Source organism: Chitinophaga sancti, assembly GCF_034087045.1.
Classification (GTDB): domain Bacteria; phylum Bacteroidota; class Bacteroidia; order Chitinophagales; family Chitinophagaceae; genus Chitinophaga; species Chitinophaga sancti_B.
In genome coordinates this window covers 6,798,469-6,819,659 of sequence record NZ_CP139247.1, presented here as the reverse complement: position 1 = coordinate 6,819,659, position 21,191 = coordinate 6,798,469, and the positions used below count along the sequence as shown (strand labels likewise).

General features: G+C 43.8%; 21 protein-coding genes. 12 read left to right on the top strand and 9 right to left on the bottom strand.

Features of this window, described 5'->3' with window-relative positions:
- Positions 1–128 precede the first annotated feature (128 nt).
- The 11 genes from SIO70_RS27375 (at position 129) to SIO70_RS27325 (ending at position 10,255) form a co-directional block, all read left to right on the top strand.
- Positions 129–2,576, top strand: coding sequence for a TonB-dependent receptor domain-containing protein (locus SIO70_RS27375; RefSeq protein WP_320576209.1), 2,448 nt, complete (start codon positions 129–131; stop codon positions 2,574–2,576).
- Positions 2,577–2,749: 173 nt separating this feature from the next.
- On the top strand, positions 2,750–3,322 hold the full coding sequence (locus SIO70_RS27370) for an RNA polymerase sigma factor (RefSeq protein WP_320576207.1): 573 nt from the start codon (positions 2,750–2,752) through the stop codon (positions 3,320–3,322).
- On the top strand, positions 3,322–3,873 hold the full coding sequence (locus SIO70_RS27365; RefSeq protein WP_320576205.1) for a hypothetical protein: 552 nt from the start codon (positions 3,322–3,324) through the stop codon (positions 3,871–3,873). The genes SIO70_RS27370 and SIO70_RS27365 overlap by 1 nt, the downstream gene beginning before the upstream one ends.
- Positions 3,857–4,945 (top strand): hypothetical protein, encoded by a 1,089-nt coding sequence (locus SIO70_RS27360; protein WP_320576203.1) that lies wholly within the window; start codon positions 3,857–3,859, stop codon positions 4,943–4,945. The genes SIO70_RS27365 and SIO70_RS27360 overlap by 17 nt, the downstream gene beginning before the upstream one ends.
- Before the next feature lie 24 nt (positions 4,946–4,969).
- The gene (locus SIO70_RS27355; RefSeq protein WP_320576201.1) at positions 4,970–5,686 is read left to right on the top strand and encodes a head GIN domain-containing protein; all 717 of its coding nucleotides are present in this window, start codon (positions 4,970–4,972) and stop codon (positions 5,684–5,686) included.
- A gap of 170 nt (positions 5,687–5,856) precedes the next feature.
- Positions 5,857–6,348, top strand: a complete 492-nt coding sequence (locus tag SIO70_RS27350) for a YajQ family cyclic di-GMP-binding protein (RefSeq protein ID WP_320576199.1) — start codon at positions 5,857–5,859, stop codon at positions 6,346–6,348.
- Positions 6,349–6,508: 160 nt separating this feature from the next.
- Entirely contained in the window at positions 6,509–6,760 is a 252-nt protein-coding gene (locus SIO70_RS27345; protein ID WP_083723668.1) for a type B 50S ribosomal protein L31, read from the top strand.
- Positions 6,761–6,832: 72 nt separating this feature from the next.
- The gene (locus SIO70_RS27340) at positions 6,833–8,086 is read left to right on the top strand and encodes a putative sugar nucleotidyl transferase (protein WP_320576196.1); all 1,254 of its coding nucleotides are present in this window, start codon (positions 6,833–6,835) and stop codon (positions 8,084–8,086) included.
- 36 nt (positions 8,087–8,122) lie between these two features.
- Positions 8,123–8,884: a triose-phosphate isomerase gene (tpiA, locus tag SIO70_RS27335; protein ID WP_320576194.1), complete on the top strand. Its 762-nt coding sequence runs from the start codon at positions 8,123–8,125 to the stop codon at positions 8,882–8,884.
- A gap of 214 nt (positions 8,885–9,098) precedes the next feature.
- Positions 9,099–9,710, top strand: coding sequence for a 2'-5' RNA ligase family protein (locus tag SIO70_RS27330; RefSeq protein WP_320576192.1), 612 nt, complete (start codon positions 9,099–9,101; stop codon positions 9,708–9,710).
- Positions 9,711–9,976: 266 nt separating this feature from the next.
- Positions 9,977–10,255, top strand: coding sequence for an acylphosphatase (locus tag SIO70_RS27325; RefSeq protein WP_320576190.1), 279 nt, complete (start codon positions 9,977–9,979; stop codon positions 10,253–10,255).
- Positions 10,256–10,401: 146 nt separating this feature from the next.
- On the opposite strand, the gene SIO70_RS27320 is transcribed toward SIO70_RS27325, so the two are convergent.
- The 7 genes from SIO70_RS27320 to SIO70_RS27290 form a co-directional block, all read right to left on the bottom strand.
- Positions 10,402–11,535, bottom strand: a complete 1,134-nt coding sequence (locus SIO70_RS27320) for a C1 family peptidase (protein WP_320576188.1) — start codon at positions 11,533–11,535, stop codon at positions 10,402–10,404.
- A 277-nt stretch (positions 11,536–11,812) separates the two neighbouring features.
- Complete coding sequence (locus SIO70_RS27315) at positions 11,813–13,801, bottom strand: M56 family metallopeptidase (RefSeq protein WP_320576186.1); 1,989 nt, start codon at positions 13,799–13,801, stop codon at positions 11,813–11,815.
- An 11-nt stretch (positions 13,802–13,812) separates the two neighbouring features.
- Entirely contained in the window at positions 13,813–14,205 is a 393-nt protein-coding gene (locus tag SIO70_RS27310; RefSeq protein WP_083723654.1) for a BlaI/MecI/CopY family transcriptional regulator, read from the bottom strand.
- Positions 14,206–14,459: 254 nt separating this feature from the next.
- Positions 14,460–15,095, bottom strand: a complete 636-nt coding sequence (locus tag SIO70_RS27305; protein WP_320576183.1) for a hypothetical protein — start codon at positions 15,093–15,095, stop codon at positions 14,460–14,462.
- 90 nt (positions 15,096–15,185) lie between these two features.
- Positions 15,186–16,064: a DUF4249 domain-containing protein gene (locus SIO70_RS27300; protein ID WP_320576181.1), complete on the bottom strand. Its 879-nt coding sequence runs from the start codon at positions 16,062–16,064 to the stop codon at positions 15,186–15,188.
- A 5-nt stretch (positions 16,065–16,069) separates the two neighbouring features.
- Complete coding sequence (locus tag SIO70_RS27295; RefSeq protein WP_320576179.1) at positions 16,070–18,448, bottom strand: TonB-dependent receptor; 2,379 nt, start codon at positions 18,446–18,448, stop codon at positions 16,070–16,072.
- Positions 18,449–18,578: 130 nt separating this feature from the next.
- Positions 18,579–18,794 (bottom strand): hypothetical protein, encoded by a 216-nt coding sequence (locus SIO70_RS27290; protein WP_320576177.1) that lies wholly within the window; start codon positions 18,792–18,794, stop codon positions 18,579–18,581.
- 94 nt (positions 18,795–18,888) lie between these two features.
- Here SIO70_RS27290 and SIO70_RS27285 point away from each other — a divergent pair, with 94 nt between their 5' ends.
- Positions 18,889–19,887: an AraC family transcriptional regulator gene (locus SIO70_RS27285; RefSeq protein WP_320576176.1), complete on the top strand. Its 999-nt coding sequence runs from the start codon at positions 18,889–18,891 to the stop codon at positions 19,885–19,887.
- 58 nt (positions 19,888–19,945) lie between these two features.
- Here the strand turns inward: SIO70_RS27285 and SIO70_RS27280 are convergent, their stop codons facing one another.
- Together SIO70_RS27280 and SIO70_RS27275 are read right to left on the bottom strand one after the other, a co-directional pair.
- Positions 19,946–20,575, bottom strand: coding sequence for an NAD(P)-dependent oxidoreductase (locus SIO70_RS27280; protein WP_320576174.1), 630 nt, complete (start codon positions 20,573–20,575; stop codon positions 19,946–19,948).
- A gap of 51 nt (positions 20,576–20,626) precedes the next feature.
- The gene (locus SIO70_RS27275; protein ID WP_320576172.1) at positions 20,627–21,040 is read right to left on the bottom strand and encodes an Rrf2 family transcriptional regulator; all 414 of its coding nucleotides are present in this window, start codon (positions 21,038–21,040) and stop codon (positions 20,627–20,629) included.
- Positions 21,041–21,191 lie beyond the last annotated feature (151 nt).

The window sequence follows — 21,191 nt, the reverse complement described above, 5'->3', positions numbered from 1 at the left end:
ATGTACTATGCAATGCAAACTACCTACCTTTGCACTGTAGTTGATAAACAAAGGAACTATACTATTAAAGGTTCTATATTATTAACTATCTAAAAAACAGATACTTAGAAATCCTTAATCCGCCTTATATGAAGACAGTAACTTTTCTTTTATCAATCATGACCCTGGGTATTGCTTCCCAGGCTCAAAATCCTGGCTCAGGAAAAGTTGCCGGCCAGGTATTCCAGACCGGCAATAAGCCGGTCGAGTTTGCCACCGTTACTTTATTAAAAGCTTCCGATTCCTCCCTTGTAAAAGGAGCGATTGCAGATATAAATGGTAAATATGAAATAGAACCTGTAAAAGATGGTAAGTACCTCGTTGCTGCCACTTATGTAGGTATGACCAAAGCATATAGCCAACCCTTTGAAATAAAAAATTCACCTGTTAAAGTGAATGCCCTCACCTTAAGCACTGATACCCGCAACCTGAAAGCCGTAAACGTGACTGGTAAAAAGCCATTCGTAGAACAGCGCGTAGACAAGATGGTTGTAAACGTTGAAAACAGTGTAGTAGGAGCTGGCGCCAATGCCATGGAGGTATTGGAAAAATCACCAGGTATCACTATAGATAAAGATGATAATATCAGCCTGAAAGGTAAAAACGGTGTTGTCATCATGATTGATGGAAAGCTCACCAACATGAGTTCCCAGGACGTTGCCGCGCTGCTGAAAAGTATGCCCAGTAGCAATATTGAGCAAATAGAACTGATCACCAATCCTTCCGCCAAATACGATGCAGCGGGCAACGCCGGGATCATCAACATCAAACTGAAAAAGAACAACACTGTAGGTACCAATGGTAGTATTTCTCTTGGTGGTGGCTATGGCGCTACCCCTAAATATAATGGTAGCCTGAACCTGAACCACCGCAACGCGAAGTACAACGTATTCGGTTCCTACAACTACAATCACCGTCAGAATAACCAGACCCTGGACCTGTATCGCAGTTATCCTGCAGAAGGCAATGTGAATGTGGTCGACAACCACAATAAACATAACCAGTCCTCTGATTACAATGGCGCCAAAGTAGGTCTCGATTATTTCATCAATAAGAACCATACCATCGGTGTTATGATCGATGGCGCGCTGAGAAACTATACCATGCCTTCCAATTCTATCACCTATATTGGTAAAAATGATATCGTTGATTCTACGCTGCACACCGATTCAAAGAACCCTGGAGACTGGAACAGGATGGCTTATAACCTGAACTATAAAGGTACCCTGGATACTACCGGCAAGGAACTGAGCATTGACCTGGACTATGCCCGTAACCACGACAGCAAACGCTTAAATACTTATTCAAACGTGTTTGATGCCACTGGTAAAAACTTTACACGCGGCGATACGACCCGTAATATGCAGCCGTCTACAATCGAAATCAAGACCTTCAAAGCAGACTATGTCAATCCTTTGAAACACCAGGCAAAACTGGAAGCAGGGGTGAAGCTCAGCTTTGTAAAATCTGATAACGATGCACGTTTCGACTCTTTGCGCTATGGCAACTGGGTGTATGATAATAACCGTTCCAACCATTTTATTTACAAGGAAAATGTAAATGCAGGTTATATCAACTTCTCCAAACAGTTTAAGAAACTCACGCTCCAGGCAGGGTTGCGCGGTGAACTGTCACACATCGAGGGGAACTCTGTGACCATTTCCAAAGTGACGGATACCACTTACTTTAATCTGTTCCCAAGTCTGTTTGTGAGCTACAATGTGGCAAAAGATCATCAGTTGGGCGTTTCTTACAGCCGTCGTATACAGCGTCCGGATTACGAAGACCTGAACCCTTTCGAATTCTACCTGGACAGGTATACCAAGATCGCAGGAAACCCTTACCTGAAGCCTTCTTACAGCAACAACTTTGAAGTAAGTCATACCTTCAAACAGTTCCTGACTACTTCAGTGGCTTACTCACATGCATCAGATAAACTCACACAGGTAGCAGAGTCAGAAAAAGATCCGGCAACCGGCGATACATCCATCCTTCGCTACAGGTACCTGAACATTGCAAAGTCTGACAACTTCACCTTCAGTATTTCTATGCCTTTCCCGATCACGAAGTGGTGGAACACTTACACCTATCTTCAGGGATTGTATGCTAAGTACGAGACAATGGTGGACAATAACCTGGTGAGTGTGGAATCTGGTGGTTTTATGGGTCGTACCCAACACACGTTCACACTTCCTTACGGCATTACAGCAGAAGCAACTTTCTTCTACATGTCTTCACAGATTGCAGATGAGGGGCTCATGAAAATGAAACCGATGTATGCATTCGATTGTGGATTATCCAAATCCATCCTGCATAAGAAAGGTAGTCTGAAGCTGAATGTAAACGACGTATTCAATAATCAGCGTTTCCGCGGCACGTTTACCAACGCCGGTCGCTTTATGTCAGTGAATTCCAAATGGGAATCCAGACAGGTCCGCCTCGCATTCAACTACCGCTTCGGTAATACGAATATCAAGGCAGCCCGCAACCATAAAACCGGCCTGGAAGACGAACAAAACCGTGTGAAGGCGAACTAACACCGACCTGTTTTTTAGGTATATATAAGGATGGATAGGACGTAGCCCCTTGGTTACGTCCTTTTTTTAAAATCCTAATCATTTGATTGTTAATCGTTTGACTGCTTTAATTCATAATTCCCCGAATTTTTCTCACCAGCGGTGCAACCTTTTTTAAAAATATTGTCTTTATTATGCAAGCATCAGCCAACAACAACTTGAATCAGACTATCATAACAGACCACCTGGTAGCCCAGTGCAAAAAGGGAGAGGTTCGCGCATTCCGCGAGCTGTACAATGCTTATTCAGCAGCAATGTACAATATCTGTTTACGTATGACTGGTAACGCAGCTGATGCGGAAGATACACTGCAGGAGGCCTTTATGCAGGTATTCCGGAACATTGACCGCCTCGAAAATGCGGGTAGTGTGACGGCCTGGATCAAAAGGATTGTGGTCAACCACTGTTTGAGCCACCTGCGCAGGAAGAAAGTGTATTTCGAAGAAGTAGACAATATAGATGTCGCAGAAGAGAAGGCAGGATTGGACGAAGATAGTTTTGCCTGGACAGTTTCCGCTATCAAAGATGCCATACAGTTATTGCCAAATGGTTACCGTACCGTGCTGAACCTCTACATCTTTGAAGAGTACTCCCACAAGGAGATAGCTGCCATGCTGGATATATCTGAATCTACTGTGAAAACGCAATATATGCGTGCAAAGGACAAGGTGCGGCAGATCATTAAACAAAAAAATGCAATACGCTGATGCCAGAAGAGAGTTTTGAGGAATTTATCAGGCAACACCGTTCTGATTTTGAGCAGTCCGGACCCAGACCCGTTTTGTGGGATAAACTGGAGAAGGAACTCATGCCACAGAAAAAAGGAAAAGTGTTGCAGCTATTAGGGCGCAATTGGCTTAAAGTAGCAGCCGTACTGGTACTGGTGGTGAATACATTTTTCATCTTCCAGTTCCTGCAAATGAAGAAACAGCAGCAGGTAGCGACTGTTTCGCCGGAGATGCAGGAGGCCGGTATATACTATACTTCCCAGATAGAGAAGCGCCTGTCTGAAATCAATGCCTATCCGCCAGCCGTACTGGGCCTGGATAGCGCTGCCCGCAAGGAACTGGAACTACGCAACGATACCTACAAGGTGTTGGAAACTGAACTTGTCCAGAACCCGGGAAATGAAAGAATTAAAGCAGCCATGGTCCGCTATTATCAATTGAAGCTGGACCTTCTTGATAAAATACTTGATGAGTTGAGAGAGAAACAGCCCGTTAAGCAAAAGCAGTCAAATTATGAAAGGGAAATTTAAAATACTACTACTACTGTTATTGCCAATAATGGCATTTGGTAAAAAAGGGGACAGTGAATTCAAGCGCATTATTTCGAAAGATTATGCGAATGGAAGTAATTCAGTATTGTCCATCTCGAATAAATACGGCAAGATCATTATTCATACCTGGAGGCAGAACCATGTGAAAGCGACCATTACCGTCACTGGTTTTGGAAAGAATGCCAGCGAAGCGCAGAACTCAGCAAACATGGTAGACATTGATGAGAGCAATGCGAATGGCGAGATCTCGCTGCAAACCAGTTATCACCCGTTGGGTTCCACTGGCAGACTATTCAACTGGGGAGCCAAAAGAGATAGTAAAGACTATGTGAATATTGATTACGAAGTATACGTGCCTGAAGATCTGCGCAAACTGTCATTGGATAACAGCTTTGGAGACATATTGACCGATGTGCTGAGTTTTCCTGTTACTATGGGATTAAATTATTGTACCTACGATATTAAGGAAGTGCAAAAGTCTTTGACGCTGAGCTTGAATTACTGCGATAAAGGCCGCATTGGTAAGGCAGATGCACTGACAGTACGTGCTAATTATTCCAACCTGAAATGTGATAATATCGGCTCGCTCACTACACAATCCAATTACTCCGAGTATGAACTTGGTACAGTAGGAGCATTGGATTCAAAGTCAAACTATGATGACTACAAAGTAGCAAATGTGGGTTCACTCAATATCTCCTGCAACTATTCAGATTTTAATATCGGAGAATTACAGGCAGAACTCAATGCGAGGCTGGTGTATGGCGATCTGAAAGTAAAGAGCATTGGGAACAGTTTTAAAGGTGGAAGGATCGGGCTCACCTATGCAGATCTCAAATTGCAGGGAATGCCTGCCCGCATAGGTTTACAGTTTAAAATCATTTTGCACAACGGAGATGTGCACAACGGTGGACTGGCTATGAAGAGTGTGAGTTCTGTGAAGAAATCTTCCAACCTCACCTATACTGCGATTTCTGCCGGTGGCAATGATCAGTCGCCTTCGCTGGTGATAAATGGCACCTACAGTGATGTTTCATTCAGTACGAATTAATTTCCATCCAATAAATACACAATTATGAAAACAACAGCTATTGCATTTCTCATGCTCCTATTCGCAAGTGCATCTGTATTTGCACAGAAAGAACTTGTGACCGGTAGCGGCACATTGAAGAAGGAATCAAGATCTGCATCTTCTTTTAAAAGCATTTCAACTTCAGGTAGTTTCAATGTATACATTACGCCTGGTTCAGGTAGTAACATTGAAATAGAAGCAGAAGATAATTTACTGCCATACATCGTAACAGATGTAGAAAACGGGGAATTGAAACTGCATGTGAAGAAGGGATATAATATCAAACCTACGCAGAAAATTACGGTGAATGTGAGTATGGCAGAAGTGAAATCTCTTGCAGCAAGCGGCTCTGGTGGCTTCTATAGTAAAGGTACACTAAAAGGGGATAAAGTTGAGTTGGGTATCAGCGGTAGTGTGATAATTGATATGGACCTGAAAGCAGAAAAGCTGGAAGTAGGGGTATCTGGTTCTACTAAGATTTCGCTGAAAGGAAATGTTACTAAGGTAGAATATGGTATTTCAGGATCAGCCAGTGTAGATGCATTGGCATTACAATCAGAGTCGGTAGAAGTAGCGGTGTCTGGTAGTGGGGATCTGGCTGTATTTGCAGAAAAGAAACTGGATATCAGTATAAGTGGTGGCGCCAAAGTACGTTACAAAGGTAATCCTTCCATTAACCAGTCTTCTTCAGGATCTGCAAAGGTGACGAAGATAGACTGATAAAGAAAGAGAGTTGTTGGTCGCTTGTAGATTCAAGTGACACTGTTCCCTGCCTAGGAAGGGAATTACCCCGGGAAACGTCCCGGGGTTTTTCATTTTATGGGCTACAATGGTCGCTATGTCCTAATTCATATTTATATTTGCCTTCTGTCACAAAAAAATACTCAATTATGCCATCCTTTGATATTGTTAGCAAAGTGGATACACAGACACTTGACAATGCGATAAATACGGTAAATAAAGAAATCACTAACAGGTACGATTTCAAAGGCTCTCATGTCAATATTGCGCTCAATAAAAAAGATCTGAGTGTGGCTATTGAAGTGGAGAGTGAGATGAAGCTGGACCAGGTAATTGACGTACTGATCAGTCGTACCATCAAGCAGGGCCTGGATGCAAATATTTATGATCTGGCCAAGGAGCATTACCAGAGTGGTAAAGTGGTAAAGAAAGACGTTGCCGTTCGTAATGGGATCAAGCAGGAAGATGCCAAGAAGATTGTCAAGATGATCAAAGACTCCGGATCTAAGGTGCAGGCGGCCATTATGGACGACATTGTACGCGTAACCGGTAAAAAAAGAGATGATCTTCAGGAGGTTATACAGCTGCTCAGAACGGGCAACCTGAATATACCGCTTCAGTATGTAAACATGAAAGATTAAAAAAAATCAGTCTTAAAGGCTGGAAAATTAAAATAAATATTTACCTTTGCAGCCTGTATTATAAATATTGGTATGAAACCTAGCATGGGCGTTCATCGATTGTAGAAGAATGAATATGCGCGGTTGCATCTGGTAAAAAACAAAGAAAACTAAAATTCTGATGAAACAGGGAATCCATCCGGAAAGTTACAGGTTTGTAATATTCAAAGATATGTCTAATGGACATACTTTCTTGAGCAAGTCTACCGCTCCTACTAAAGAAACTATCAAGTGGGAAGATGGCAACGAATATCCAGTGATCAAGCTTGAAATTTCCAATACTTCACATCCTTTCTATACTGGAAAGAACGTGCTGGTGGATACAGCAGGTCGTATCGACAAGTTCAACAAGCGCTACGGAAAGAAAGCCTAGTACAGGCCTGTCAAATAATTTAATGAGAATCCCATCGACTTTTTCGATGGGATTCTCTATTTTTATCCCCTTATGGAGCGGCATTATATTCTATTTGACACTCCTGCACGCGATTTGTTGTACCCTTTTACTCATACCCGGCCGGTGGCGGCGATTCGTGTAGGGATACTTACCATAAGAGAAAAATGGGAGCGGTGGTTTAAGACCAGCGCCAGCTTCCTGACCCTTCCTTATTTGCAGGAAAAATTTCCTCTACAGTCTGTTTTTGCTGATGATCAGTGTGTGCTGATCAATGGGAGTGTATTGCCGGATGGCGGGTTGGTGGAGGCTATTCGGGGGTTGAAGATGGGGCAGAGGTTGTATAAGGATGAGATTTTGGTGGCGAAGATGGTAATGGGCGGAGATTTGGGGCAATTGGTAGTTGAGGTGGGGCTGGGTAGTGATTTTGAGCAATTACTTGCAGAAGGGGGAGCGGGTGTTGATTTGGGGCAACCTACGGCTTGTGACCGGATTAACTATCAGGAATCATTACTACAGCTGATTTATCCATGGGATATATTTCGATTAAATGATAGTGCTTTGCGCCAGGACTTTGCTCTTCTGACGGCAGGTCGAACGTCTGCCCCGATTTCGGCATCCAACCATGTCAGTGGGGTAGAAAACATCTTCCTGGAGCCTGGAGCTGTTGTAGAACACAGCATCCTGAATGGAAAGACAGGGCCGATCTATATTGCAAAAGGAGCGGAAGTGATGGAAGGCTGTCTGATCAGGGGGGCGTTGGCATTGTGTGAAGGAGCGATGCTGAAGATGGGGACTAAAATATATGGTGCTACAACGCTGGGACCTGGTAGTGTGGGGGGAGGAGAGATCAAGAATGTGGTGATGATGGGCTATTCCAACAAAGGTCATGATGGCTACCTGGGAGATGCGGTGCTGGGTGAATGGTGTAACCTGGGGGGGAATACAACGAACTCAAACCTGAAAAACAACGCCAGTACGGTGCGGGTATGGGTTGAGGCAAAAAAAGAGGCGATACCCGCTGGTACCAAGTGTGGACTGATCATGGGCGATTACAGCAGGAGCGGTATTGGCACAATGTTTAACACAGGCACTGTAATTGGCGTTTCGTGTAATATCTTTGGAGGCGAATTCCCGCCTAAGTTTGTGCCTTCCTTTTCATGGGGTGGGGTGCAACCTGCACCTTACAGGGAACAGGAGGCTTTACGGGATGCCCGTCAGTGGATGCAGTTCAAAGGGCAACAGCTGGGCGACATAGAAGAACGTTTGCTAAAAGCAGTCTATGCAGCAGTAAGAGGAAAATCTTAGATTCAATTCAATATATCATTAACAATAGCGATAAACATGAGAAAAAAAATCGTTGCAGGAAACTGGAAAATGAACCTGACCCTGGCGCAGGGTGAGCAACTGATCAATGACGTACTGGCGGCTGGTCTGCATCTGAAAGAAGGACAGGAAGTTGTATTTGCTACACCTTTCCCTTACCTGGTGAAAGCGAAAGCATTACTGAAGAATAATCCTGGTTTCTTCCTGGCATCACAGAACAGTGCGTCAGAGAAATCTGGTGCTTACACTGGTGAGGTATCAGCTGAAATGCTGCAGTCTGTAGGCGTAGACTACGTGATCCTGGGTCACTCTGAAAGAAGAGAATATTTCCAGGAAACTAACGCAGTACTGGCTAAAAAGATTGACCTGGCACTGGCAAACGGTTTGAAACCTCTTTTCTGTTGCGGTGAGCCACTGGAAGTGAGAAAAGCTGAAACCCAGAACGAATATGTTGCAAAACAACTGGAAGAAAGCCTGTATCACCTGACAGTTGAGCAGCTGAAGAATGTAGTGATCGCTTATGAGCCAATCTGGGCGATTGGTACTGGCCTGACTGCAAGTGCAGCACAGGCACAGGACATGCACGCATTTATCAGAGCGCAGATCGCTGCTAAATATGGTCGTGAAGCTGCCCTGAATATCTCTATCCTGTATGGTGGTAGTGCGAAGCCTTCAAACGCTGTTGAGCTGTTCTCCTGCCCTGATGTGGATGGTGGTCTGATTGGTGGAGCATCTCTGGTAGCTGCTGATTTCGTAGCAATCGTGAAAGCACTGGCATAAGCCAATTACATATTTATTTTACTCCGGTATGGTAGCCGTTTAAATGGCTGCTGTACCGGTTTTTTTATACCTGTGATTGCTAGTTATTTTAGTATTAAGTAAAAAAGTTAGTATTTAATGCTAATTAAATTAGCAAAATCGGAATAAAGATTTTATATTTGTAATGTCAATATTCAAATAACCAATACACTTTAAGTTCAAAACTTATTTGGTTATGATTACAAATAATAACGTTATTCCTGAACAGGAATTATTGTATGACTACTTATTAGTAGTTAATCCCGGTACTCATATCAACAATGATGTAATGGCTTTAAAGCGGATGATCGCGCAGGAACTGGGTATCGCCGATACCCAATTCTCACAGGCTAACATCAGTCTATTCCGCTCTGTATTTCCAGTGCGTTTTGAGGATGATTTTGTCAACCTGTTAGATAATATAGCCGGCAGACAATCAGGGTTTACATTATATACTTCCCGTTTTGATCATTTCGAGCAGCAGCAGGATAAGCGCACAATCTTTATCAATGTGGCGAATCCAAAGCCGATTGTAGAATTGCATAAAAGGATCCTACAGGAATTTGATATCAAATCCAGTCCATACAAACCGCATATTACGATAGCGAGAGGGATGAATACCCGTGAGTTTGATCAGGTATATGATCAATTTTACAATCAGGTATTTGTGCGGAGTTTTCAGTGTAAGAGTTTTACGCTATTGAGGAAACCAGCGGCTGGTGGGCAGTATGAGACGGTGAAGGAGTTCTTCTTTGGAGATGAGGCGGTGAGAGGGAATGAACATACATTGTTTAATTATGCGGCGTAAGGTGTACGGGGGGAAGTGTGCAGGGTACCGGCTTGTTATGTGGGGGAAGGATTGAGGTTTGTTGGTTCGTTGTGTGGGAGAAGGTGTGAGGCTTGTCGGTTTGTTATGCGGGGGAAGGTCTGATGCTTGTCAGTTCGTTGTGTGGAGTGAGGTGTGACATTCGTCAGCTGCAGCTACTTCCTTGCAGAATAATTTTATATTTTTCCTGACTGTTCGTAGATTTAATATGTTCACAAAGCATATTTCACAACCGTAACAGCATAACGATGCAAAAGATACACAAAGTCATTATTGTAAAAGGCAAGGTGCAGGGTGTCTTCTTCAGAACTAATACCAAGCGGGCCGCCGATGGGCTTGATATCAAAGGCCAGGTCAAAAACCTGCCCGATGGTAGTGTCTGGATTGCCGCAGAGGGAGATGAGGCGCCAATGGAAGCTTTTATCGCCTGGTGCCGTCAGGGCCCGCCGCTAGCCAAAGTAACAGGGGTTACTATCGAACCTGGGGAAGTACAAAACTTCAGGAACTTCGAAGTCTCGCATCATTAATATTTCAATCATTATAGGCGTAAATATATTGTCTTTTGCAGCCTATGCCAGCCAATAAAAAACCGCTTTTGTCCGGGACAGAAGCGGTTTCTTTATTGGAATTACTTCAACGCCAGTTTGCCCCAATATCTCCCTACACAGAATAATTACTTCAACGCCAGTTTGCCCAACATCGCCTTATCCAATACAGCTTTCGGCACCACCATCGTAATCGTATTCATCGCAAAATAAGGAATAGACACATGCATATATCCTTCAAAAGGTCCAGCCTTCGCTCCCCATGAATTCTTCACAATGAAAAACTCCTTACCACCGGCTGACTTACCCAAGCCAGTAATCTGCATCAGGTGATCATCTTCTGTCACCAGCTCTTCATATAGTCGTTGTCTGTCATCTGCATTATATGCCTTCTCACTCAGATCAGGATTAAAAGGTACTTTCTTCAGCAGGGAATCTTCAGTTGGATACAATCCATATCCTTTGTCCAGCTTCCATCCCCTGTTACTCATATCTGTATCCCACAATACTGTGTAGCCTTTGTTCACTGTTGCTTTTGCCACATTCACCAGCTCTTCCAGCGGCAGGTTATAGTAGGCACCATTAGAATAGTTATCGGGCACCTGCACAATAAAAGGTGCATAGTAAGGATGATCTGTAAATGAAGTGAGGTTCACATAATCATCTTGTGAAAACTTTACTACCTCCTTTGCAAAAGTCAGTGGTGTATAGTTCTTGCCATTGTAAGTGAATGACGCAGGAGCTGCACCTAAATACTTGTCCAAAATACTGCTCACACGTGCTGTCCAGTTGTCTGGCAAAGGTCTTTTTACTTTCAGCAAACTGTCAAGGTAGTTTTTCATTTCCTCTACCATTGGTGCATGATCATGGCTGGTACGTCCATTGGTCAGACCGCTGTACACATTCTCCGGCACCAGGCCATAGATCGCTGCTGCATGCAGAAAATCGTGTGCCAGGCCGCCTTCGTCAAAGCGGGTAAATCCTTGCCTGTGAATGTAGTTCTTCGCCTTCTCCATGTAGATATTACGTACAATGTACATCTCAGAAAGATCCAGCGCAGGCAGTCCTTTTCTCAGGCACTCAGATTCCACTACCGATGTAGAGGAAAAGCACCAGCAGGTACCAGTTTCACCCTGATTCTTTACCGGTGTGGCGGCATTATTTTTAATGACAGTAAAGTCCTGAAGCGTTTTATTTAAGTCCTGCGCTACAGCACCCGTAGCCAATAGCATCATCAGTATCCCTTGGGAAATCTTCTTCATCTATGGTGGTTTTGTACATAAAGATAAGGGGGATAGATCAAAAAAAACGCCACTGCCGTAGGAACGGCAGTAGCGCAGTATAAATGACAGGCTTTGGCGGAAAGCCACTTATAAATCTTATACTTTTAATGCTATCGTTGTTGATCAGTTGTAGCTGGTAACGAATAATCTTACACTTTCAAAGCTATCGTTGTTGATCAGTTGTAGCTGGTGACGAATAATATTCATTCTCTTAAGGCTATTATTCTTTACCCTGAATAGCGAGCAACGGTTACTCTTATTCTTCTACATTTATGCTCAGGCTATCTTCTTTACCAACTATGGACAGTTTCTTTGCATTTTTCAGGTAAATTTTATATTTATCTGTTACTTCACCTGATTGCTTCACATCATTGATATAAAGATCCCCATCTTTTTTCTCGATCTTATACCCCTTGTCCGCATCAATCAGCTTATCAGCAGCCATTTTATCAATCATTTCCTTATACTGACCATCAGCTTTTGCATGCGCCATATCTTCGCGCATTTTAGTTTCAGCAACCCGCTGTTTTTTCATCTCAGCTTTCGCAGTAGCCATCGCAAACTCCATTTGTTTGCGGGATTCTTTCATTGCCTTTGCAGCTTCCTGGCGTCCTTTATCCATCGCTGCCTTAAACTCCTGGCTATTCATAGCTGCTCTGGCAGCATCCATGCCCATTTTGGCTGCAGGAATAGCTACATCCTTCATGGCAGTTCTGGCAGCATCCATGCCCACACGGATACTCTCCTGAATAACGTTGGTGTCGATATTGATGTTTACATCAGGGTTAAAATTGATGTTAGGGTTTACGTTCACACCGGTATGGGCATTTACATTGGCTTGTCTCAAACTCTCTTTCACTTCCTTTTTAATCTGTTTCCAGTCAATTTCCTTCATGGCATTATCAACGTCTTTGTTGATCTGCTTCCAATCAATATTCTTCATCGCATTTTCAACCTCTCTATTAATATCCTCCCAGTTCACTTCTTTCATGGCATTGGCCACATCATTGTTTACATCTTCCCAGTTGATATTTGCCATTGCATCGTCAGTTGCTGCTTGAACATCCGCATCCAGCGCTTCCAGGTCAAACTCATCCTGTTTTTGTTTTTCAGTATGAACATTGCCTTTCGGGGCGGTGGTATCTCCCAGCAGTGTGCGGGATATTTTAGTCAGCACAGGTGCTGGTGATTTGCTGGCAGTCTTTTTTGCACGTGCCTGGATGGGATTCAACCATGCAATGGCAACGAGACTTACGGCGATAATCAGTACGGCCAGCAGTTTCTGTGTATAATTAATGTTTTTAGTTTTCATTTCCATGATGCGTTTAATGCGGTGAAATAGATGTTGTTTATTATCTGCCGCTGCCATGGCCAGTGCATTAACTGTTAACCGGTATTCTTCTAATGCTACCAGCGCTTTGGCATATTGCAGGGGTTGCACCTGACTTGCAATAACAAGGTCATCGCAACAGTGTTCCCTTTCCAGGCGGATGTTTTTAGTGATCCACCAGATGAAAGGATTAAAGAACAGAATTGTTTCAACAATAGATTGGAAGATATTGAGTAGATAATCATTGCGTTTGATGTGTGCCAGCTCATGCAGGAGAATGGCTTCCAGCTGTTCGGTAGTCAGGTTGTTGAACATGGCGACAGGCAGCAGGATCAAAGGTTTCAGAAAGCCGATCATCACCGGCACCTGAATTTGCGTGGAGATCAGCAACTGCACTTTACGGGGAATCCGTAACCGGGCAGCCAGCCGTTCCAGGTGCTTTTCCCATACTGCATCTATGGGCAGCACTTGTTTGTTGCGGATCTGTTTCAGTTGGACCAGATCCATAATTAGTTTGATACTCATGACAGCTACTCCCGTCACATATAGGCCGACCAGTACAGGGAACCACATTTCCAGTTGCGGAATGAAGTGTTTGATGGTGCTTTGGCTTTGATAGATCGGAGGAACTTCCAGGTGTCGCTGGCGAACGCCGGTTTCAATCATCACCCAGGTCGCCTGCCTGATGCGCAATGCAGCAGTTACCTGTTGATAGAGGGTGATGCAAAACCAGGCAAAGATACCAGTCAGGGACAGGTACGACAGGTTGTACTTAATCCTGGCGCTCATGTGCGACCATACGTACAATACGAGCCGGAGACACGCAAAGATCAGGAACCCCTGCCACAGGGAATGTAAAAGCGCCCATCCAAATGCCTGGATCAGAATCGTAGGGAGAACAAATTGTGCTGTCATAAACCTTGAGTTTACCTTTTTTGCTGGTCTTCTATATCATTCAGGTATTGTCTGATCTTGTCAAGTTCTTCTTTCGAAGAATTATGATGACCAAGGGCCTGCATGACTAACTGAGAAGCAGAACCATTAAATACGGTATCAATCATTTTGTTCAGCAATTGCTGTTGGGTATTTTCCTGTGAGATCGCAGCAGTATACACGTGCGTTTTGCTACTGGCATCTCTATTTAAATAGCCCTTTTCATGCATGATCTGCATTAACTTCAGGGTGGTAGTATACCCGGCATCTTTGCTTTTTGACAGCTCTTCGTGCACATCCCTTACCGTACAGTCGCCTTTCTCCCACAGGATTCCAAGAATCTCCAGTTCACTTTCCGTCGGTTTGTTATTTTTTGCTGTACTCATTTATTTTCAATGATTATTGATCTACGAATATCTTCGTAAGTAAATGTACGACACTTTTCGTAATTGCAAAATTTATTTTCAAAAAGTACAAAAAAAGGCCCCTTCCAGAAGAAAGGGGCCATACCCGTGGCTTATTTGAAAAAATGGGTAATCTGGTAAAAAACAGGCATGCCATCCTTCGGCCACCCATTACAGCAAGACAGAACAGATAGCAATGCCTGGCACAAGTAATTTTTAGAACATATAGGCTTTAATTAAAATTTACCAGCCTTAATTCCAAAATGGAAAGAAGCCATGCTCAGATCTCCGTTAGAAATATTTGGTGTATTAGATCCCTGTACAAAGCGGTAAGTTGCACCCAGGTCTAATCTCAGATAGCTGGTTACATTTAACTCTATATTGGCAAATGGTTCTGCCACAAACAATCCGCTCCTGTCGTAAGTATGATAATGTGTATCGTCGTCGTTCAGGTCAAAATTGGCTTTGTTCCTTCTTGATACGGCTCCGCCGCCTACGAGCGCACCTGCTGTCCAATGGATTAACTTATCAGTGTTGTGTATATATTCTACAGCAAGTCCGGTATACCAGAAATTCAGGTATTGTTTATACCCGGTGGTAGCACTTGGTGCATAGGTAGAAGTGATATTGTTCGCCAGCGAATAAGCACCCGCACCAAACATCCATTTCTTATTGATCAGCACTCCGCCATAACCACCGGTCATCACAGCGAAATTACCACCGATCGATGTTAAATTGGCCGCAGGCACTCCATACGCACCAATTTTTGTGTTAGTAGACTTTTTAGAGAATAACGTTTCCGTCTGGGCAGTCTGAGCCCAGGCCTGCTGCACTGATAACAGTACCAGCAGCGCCAACAGCGCTTTTTTCATAAAATGTAGTTTAAAGAAAAGTGAGAGAGAAGAGGGGAGTGGGCGGTCAGTTGTGTTGAAAACCGCCTCACTCCCTTATAAAGAAGAAAATCAATTCGTGGTAATGGAAGAATCACTTACTGCGGAGGTGCCAAACCATCCCAGTATCTTCCCTTTGCCGCCACCATCTGTGACGTTCTTATAGTTTGTGCCTACATTGGCCAGTACAGTAGCAAATAAGCCACCAGACTCCATCTGGGTCTGAACGGAGGTTACCCAGAAATAGCTTGGATAACTCAGAGAACGCAGTTTTACGATAGCGAGATCTCCCTGCAGGTAAGGATGATCACGATCATTTACACTTTCACCTACGAACTGTGGGAACTCCTGTCCGTCAGACAAACCTTCGGAGAAGCCACCATCGATCACGTAGTTATCTTCCAGAATATTGTCATCATTTAAATTATTCCTGTAAGACCTGATCCAGGTGTAATCTGTCTGCCCTGCCATATCAGTCGCATAGAATCGTACATAGTAACCATCCTTGGTCGCACCGTCATCACCTTTCTTCTTATACTTGTAGTCAATGTTTGTGATAGCAGCCACCGGCTTAATGGTATCAGTGGCTTCGTATACATTAGAATCGTATTCTACACGGAGGCGGTAAGTATGGTTCAATTGACCAATCTGGCCGTTAGCCGGATCACATTTGTACAATGAATCTGCAAACACAAACGGATAAATATCGCCTGTTGTTTCGTCATACAGTGTGATGGTTGCATCGCTGATAATAGGAGCATCACCTGACTCTGTATAAGATACTGATTTTGTAAATCTGATATACTGTGTACCTGGTTCGTTGGTAATCCATGCATCCAGTACAGGATAAGAAGTACCAGCTGGAACGTCCAGGTCTATCACATCCGTACAGGCGCTAAGCCCTGTTACGAAAGCGGCTAATATGCTGAGTCGGAAAAATTTCTTCTTCATGACGGTTAAAATTTAAAGTTGTAAGTAATACCTGGGATGACAGAACCGATGATAGACAGGCGCACTGCTTCTCTTTTGTTCTTGTCGTCTTCATTCTGCTGGAAATAGATGGAATAAGCATTGCGGCGTGCGTACACATTGTACAGCGAGAACACCCATTCGCCTTTCCAGCGTTTCAGCTGTTTGCCTTTCAGTGTCAGGGATACATCCAGACGATGGTAGTCTGGCAGGCGGTAAGTGTTACGCTTGTCAGTGCTGTTGTATGGAATATCCCAACCCTGGTATTCCAGGCGGCTGTCTGCATACGTAGTAGGCGTACCTGTTGCATACGTCCAGTTAGCAGAGAAAGAAGTACGTTTTGAGAATTCATGGGTTGCTACGATGGTAATGTTGTGTGTACGATCATAGCGGTTCAGGAACCATTCATTCTGGTTGATGCCCTCAGTTTTACGTTCAGATTTTGACAGTGTATAGCTGATCCAACCTGTGGTGGTACCGATTTCTTTCTTTGCCATCAGTTCCAGGCCATAAGAGCGGCTTTTGCTTGGCAGCAGGTCTGCTTCAATGTACTGGTTCAGTTGCAGGTTCGCATTATCAATATAATCCAGCTGGTGGTTCATATTTTTATAAAACACTTCAGCAGAAATTTCATACTTACCATTAGTCGCATCGTATGCATAACCTACGGTGTACTGATCAGCTACCTGTGGTTGTACATTGTTGGTACTTGGTGTCCATATATCGAGTGGCGTAGGAGAGGCGGTGTTTGACAACTGGTGCATGTATTGTGTAGTACGGGCATAAGATGCTTTCACGGCATTGTTGTCGTTGATACCATAGCGAACGTTTATTCTTGGCTCCAGGTAGTGGTAAGCTTTAATCAGCTCATTGGTACCATAAGTTTTGCTGCCTATGAGTGTTTTACGTACGCCGGGTGTGGTATCATTGTAGTAATACGCAGTACTGTTACCGAGGTATTGGTATTCAGAGAAACGAAGACCATATTGCACACCAAATTTCTTGCTTGGTTTCCATTCATGATCGATGTAGGCAGCAGCTTCGAGGCCATGTTGGAGTGTCAGGTTCTTCACGTTTGTATTCTCACCGTCCTGGCTCACACCTTTACCCGGTTTGAAAATGTAATAGAGGCCCTGTACCCCGAAGTGTACGCTGTTTTTTGTATTCACATAGTAAGTAAAGCCAGGTTTCACACCGTAGTTGATGATGTTGGAAGTCCAGTCATAAGCCTGGTAATTATCACCGGCATTTTTGGTACTACCGTTAGTGAATTCAAGGCTGTAGTCATAGTTACTATAAAAAGTAGTCAGGTTCATGAACAGCTTACTGTTGAACACATGGTTCCATCTTACAGTAGCGGTTTTATTTCCCCAGTTCATATTCACATCTGATCCGAAACCGAATACGTCTCTTCCCAGGTAACCGCTTACAAAGAGGGTATTGGTCTTGTTCAGTTTGAAGTTTGCCTTGGCAGTGATATCGTAGAAATTCAGTTTGGTGTCTTTCATATCCCCGCTCAGGAATGGCTTCATGAGGATGTCGATATAAGAACGTCTGGCAGCTATAATAAAAGATGATTCGTCCTTCACTATAGGCGCCTCGATAGAAAGACGGCTGAATACATTGCTTATACCACCATTTACAGCCAGATTCTGGTTGTTTCCATCCTTCATACGTATGTCGAGTACAGAAGATGTCCGACCTCCGTATTCAGCAGGAAAACCACCTTTAATAAGATTCACGCTTTTTACCGCATCCGGGTTGAATACAGAGAAGAATCCGAGCATGTGGGTAGAGTTGTAAACAGGTGCCTCATCCAGCAGGATGAGGTTCTCATCTGCAGCACCACCACGTACGTTGAAGCCGCTGGCGCCTTCGCCCACCGTTTGTACGCCGGGCAATGTCTGGATAGAACGCAGTACGTCTACTTCACCCATGAAGGTGGGCATTTTTTTCATCTGGGCAATATCCAGACGGTTGATGCTGGTATTCAGCGTATTAACTGCTTTCTCTTTTTTGTCACCGATTACGGTGACGGTGTTCAGCGTACTGCTGGATTTATCTAATTTGATATCCAGCGTTTGGTTGCCTTTCAGGGAAATATGTGTCTTAATAGGTGTGTACCCTACATAAGAAAACTGAATGTCATGGTCGCCGGCAGGCAGTGTGAGAGAATAAAAACCATATTCATTGGTCACAGTACCGATGCCTGTTCCTGCTTTGGAAACGGAAATGCCGATCAGGCTTTCCCCGTTTTGCTGGTCTTTTACATATCCACTTACTGTAAACCGTTGCTGCGCATTTGTCTGTAGCGCCCAAAGCAAAAGGATGCCAATGGACATGAGCTTTACTAGCTTTGTCTTCATAAAAGGATTTGATAGTTATAAATTTTACAAAATGTTGAAAGGTGCGCTAGTGTGATCTAAACACGCATATATGACGTGGGATAATGGGGTTACCCCTATAGGTTGACGGAGAAATATTTAAAATTAATCTTTATTCCAGTATATCGCATTGATAACCCATGCGTTGTAAAAGAAAAATAACTTCCCCTTCATCCACGGGAGAACCCTGGCCTACAATTCTTAATACTTTATCGCAATCTTCAATATCTACAGTGCAGGCTTGAATTGGGAATTCCTGATGGATAGCGGAAATTACTTTTAACTTATCCAGGTCTGTATTGATGTTTGTTTTGAATATCCCGATCATTTAATTAAAAAATTTAGCTTTGTGCAAAGGTGAAGCACATCGTCTGGTTAACTGTTACACGAAAAGGATTAAATTTTATATTTAACGGATTATTATGGCTTTCCAGATCAGGAATGATATTAATGAGTTATTGCTCGAAGAAGGGATGGGGGATGACCTGCAGGAAAAGCTGGTGTCTACCCAGTTGGTAGAGGAGCAGCAGGAAATCAAATACAATTTTGGAGAAGCGGTATTTCGGGAAACCTTTTTTGACGGGTATCATATTTTCTCTGGCGATGCTTCTGTATATGAGAACCTGCATGTGAATGCGACAGATACCATACCGGCAGTTTCCCTGTTTTTTCTGGTACGCGGGCATTTTAATACCAATGTCGGACAGGAGCGGCAGCGCCTGTTTGGTTCGCTTGAGCACAACCTGTATTATAGTCCCGGAGGTGTGGAAAATGCCCATATCCTCAAACAGGAGAACCTGGCTGCAGTTGGGATGAACTTCAGCAAAGAACGCTTCCTGCAGCTGGCGGACAATAATGGCCGGATATTGGATATGCTGGCGAACAATGTGGCTGGAAACAGACCTATTATACTAAATAAGAAGAATAACCACCCTATTACCACCCGTATGCTGATGATCCTGGACGAGATCAGGAACTGCCAGTTTCAGGGAGGGCATAAAAAATTATACCTGCAATCTAAGGTGATAGAGTTGCTGGCCCTGCAATGCGAGCAGCAGGAGCAGGCAGAATCCTTACGGAAAGAGCGGTTTGTATTATCTGCATCGGATAAAGAGAAGATCTTTTTTGCAAGAGATTATTTATTGACCCAAATGCACGCACCCCCTTCGCTGACGGAATTATCAAGGGCAGCGGGGCTAAATGAGTTTAAACTGAAGAATGGGTTCAAACATGTATTTGATAATACTGTGTTTGGCTACCTGAATGATCATAAAATGGAACATGCGCGGCAGTTATTACACTCAGCTGCGCAGTCAGTGACCCAGATAGCAGAGCAACTGGGTTTTTCATCTGTACAGCATTTCAGTACTGCTTTCAGAAAGAAATTCGGGGTGAGCCCGATAAAACTGCGGAACGCATAAAAGCATTTCAAAAGAGGGTGTACCAGGAGTATGATACGCCCTCCTTTTATTAATTAGCTTAGTAAGCAGCAGTGAACCTTGCTTTTACATGCTGGTTTTTCTCCACTTCGTCGATCAGCGCTACTGCATAATCCTTATTTGAAATCTTGCTGTTACCTTCTGCATCAGTTACCAGGGTATCCTTGCCCAGGCGGAATTTACCTGTACGCTCACCTGGGAAGATGTAAGCCGCAGGGCTCATTACTGTCCAATCCAGGTCGTTCTGTTCTTTCATCCAGTAGAAGCCTTCACGGGCAGCAGTGGCACCACCTTTCCACTCAGCCGGGAATTCGGGGGTATCCAGAAGTTGCTTACCCGGAGCAATTTCCAGGCTACCTGCACCACTTACCACCAGTACACGTTTGATTCCAGCTTTTCTTACGCCGTTTGCCAGACCCTGAATCAGTTTCAGGTAAGTGGGGGTATCATGTGCATTGAAAGAGCTGATGACAGCTTCGGTACCTTTGATCAATTCAGCGAGTTGGTCTGCATCTGCTACGTCACCCTGCTTTACGGTCAACTTAGGATTGGAAATGGTGATCTTTTCAGGATTACGTACGATAGCGGTTACTTCATGTCCTCTTTCCAGTGCTTCAGCCAATAATGCGCTTCCAATAAAGCCAGATGCGCCTACGATAGTTAATTTCATGTATTAAGTTTTTATTGTTATTAAAATTGTTACAGTTTGGTGTAAAAAAAATCAAGCCACGAACTGAGCGCTGAACTGCGCCAGTGTGGAATGCTTCAGTTTCTCGTGTACGGCCTGGTCGATGGTATCGAAAAGGGTTTCCAGCGCGCCATTGATATCCCTGCCTACCGGGCATTCAGGGTTGGGAAGGTTGGGAGAGAAGCCGAAGATGTGGTTTTCCTTTACAATCTGGAAAACATCAGATAAGTAGATATTGTCCGGTGATTTAGTCAACCTGCTCCCCCCGTTTTTGCCTTCCTTGCCTTCTACGAGACCGGCTTCTTTTAGTGCTGCGAGTTCCTTGCGCACCAGGGCGGGGTTGGTATTGAGGGAGCCTGCAATGAGATCGCTGGACATCCATTCTGTCTCAGAAAGACTGAGCAGACTGAGGATGTGAACTGATATTGCAAACTTACTTTTGACCATACTGTAATTAAAATGATTACAGTACAAAGATAAAGCGTTTTTTCATTCTACCAAATAAATTGATAATTGGTAGTGTATCGGATTCATTAAACTAGCCGGGTTGTGTTTCTATAAGCTTTCTTCGATGCTTGTTCGATGCTAGTTCGACGCT

Coding starts and splice junctions, on each gene's coding strand:
- SIO70_RS27375 (WP_320576209.1), top strand. CDS start 129: ATGAAGACAGTAACTTTTCTTTTATCAATCATGACCCTGGGTATTGCT.
- SIO70_RS27370 (WP_320576207.1), top strand. CDS start 2,750: ATGCAAGCATCAGCCAACAACAACTTGAATCAGACTATCATAACAGAC.
- SIO70_RS27365 (WP_320576205.1), top strand. CDS start 3,322: ATGCCAGAAGAGAGTTTTGAGGAATTTATCAGGCAACACCGTTCTGAT.
- SIO70_RS27360 (WP_320576203.1), top strand. CDS start 3,857: ATGAAAGGGAAATTTAAAATACTACTACTACTGTTATTGCCAATAATG.
- SIO70_RS27355 (WP_320576201.1), top strand. CDS start 4,970: ATGAAAACAACAGCTATTGCATTTCTCATGCTCCTATTCGCAAGTGCA.
- SIO70_RS27350 (WP_320576199.1), top strand. CDS start 5,857: ATGCCATCCTTTGATATTGTTAGCAAAGTGGATACACAGACACTTGAC.
- SIO70_RS27345 (WP_083723668.1), top strand. CDS start 6,509: ATGAAACAGGGAATCCATCCGGAAAGTTACAGGTTTGTAATATTCAAA.
- SIO70_RS27340 (WP_320576196.1), top strand. CDS start 6,833: ATGGAGCGGCATTATATTCTATTTGACACTCCTGCACGCGATTTGTTG.
- tpiA (WP_320576194.1), top strand. CDS start 8,123: ATGAGAAAAAAAATCGTTGCAGGAAACTGGAAAATGAACCTGACCCTG.
- SIO70_RS27330 (WP_320576192.1), top strand. CDS start 9,099: ATGATTACAAATAATAACGTTATTCCTGAACAGGAATTATTGTATGAC.
- SIO70_RS27325 (WP_320576190.1), top strand. CDS start 9,977: ATGCAAAAGATACACAAAGTCATTATTGTAAAAGGCAAGGTGCAGGGT.
- SIO70_RS27320 (WP_320576188.1), bottom strand. CDS start 11,535: ATGAAGAAGATTTCCCAAGGGATACTGATGATGCTATTGGCTACGGGT.
- SIO70_RS27315 (WP_320576186.1), bottom strand. CDS start 13,801: ATGACAGCACAATTTGTTCTCCCTACGATTCTGATCCAGGCATTTGGA.
- SIO70_RS27310 (WP_083723654.1), bottom strand. CDS start 14,205: ATGAGTACAGCAAAAAATAACAAACCGACGGAAAGTGAACTGGAGATT.
- SIO70_RS27305 (WP_320576183.1), bottom strand. CDS start 15,095: ATGAAAAAAGCGCTGTTGGCGCTGCTGGTACTGTTATCAGTGCAGCAG.
- SIO70_RS27300 (WP_320576181.1), bottom strand. CDS start 16,064: ATGAAGAAGAAATTTTTCCGACTCAGCATATTAGCCGCTTTCGTAACA.
- SIO70_RS27295 (WP_320576179.1), bottom strand. CDS start 18,448: ATGAAGACAAAGCTAGTAAAGCTCATGTCCATTGGCATCCTTTTGCTT.
- SIO70_RS27290 (WP_320576177.1), bottom strand. CDS start 18,794: ATGATCGGGATATTCAAAACAAACATCAATACAGACCTGGATAAGTTA.
- SIO70_RS27285 (WP_320576176.1), top strand. CDS start 18,889: ATGGCTTTCCAGATCAGGAATGATATTAATGAGTTATTGCTCGAAGAA.
- SIO70_RS27280 (WP_320576174.1), bottom strand. CDS start 20,575: ATGAAATTAACTATCGTAGGCGCATCTGGCTTTATTGGAAGCGCATTA.
- SIO70_RS27275 (WP_320576172.1), bottom strand. CDS start 21,040: ATGGTCAAAAGTAAGTTTGCAATATCAGTTCACATCCTCAGTCTGCTC.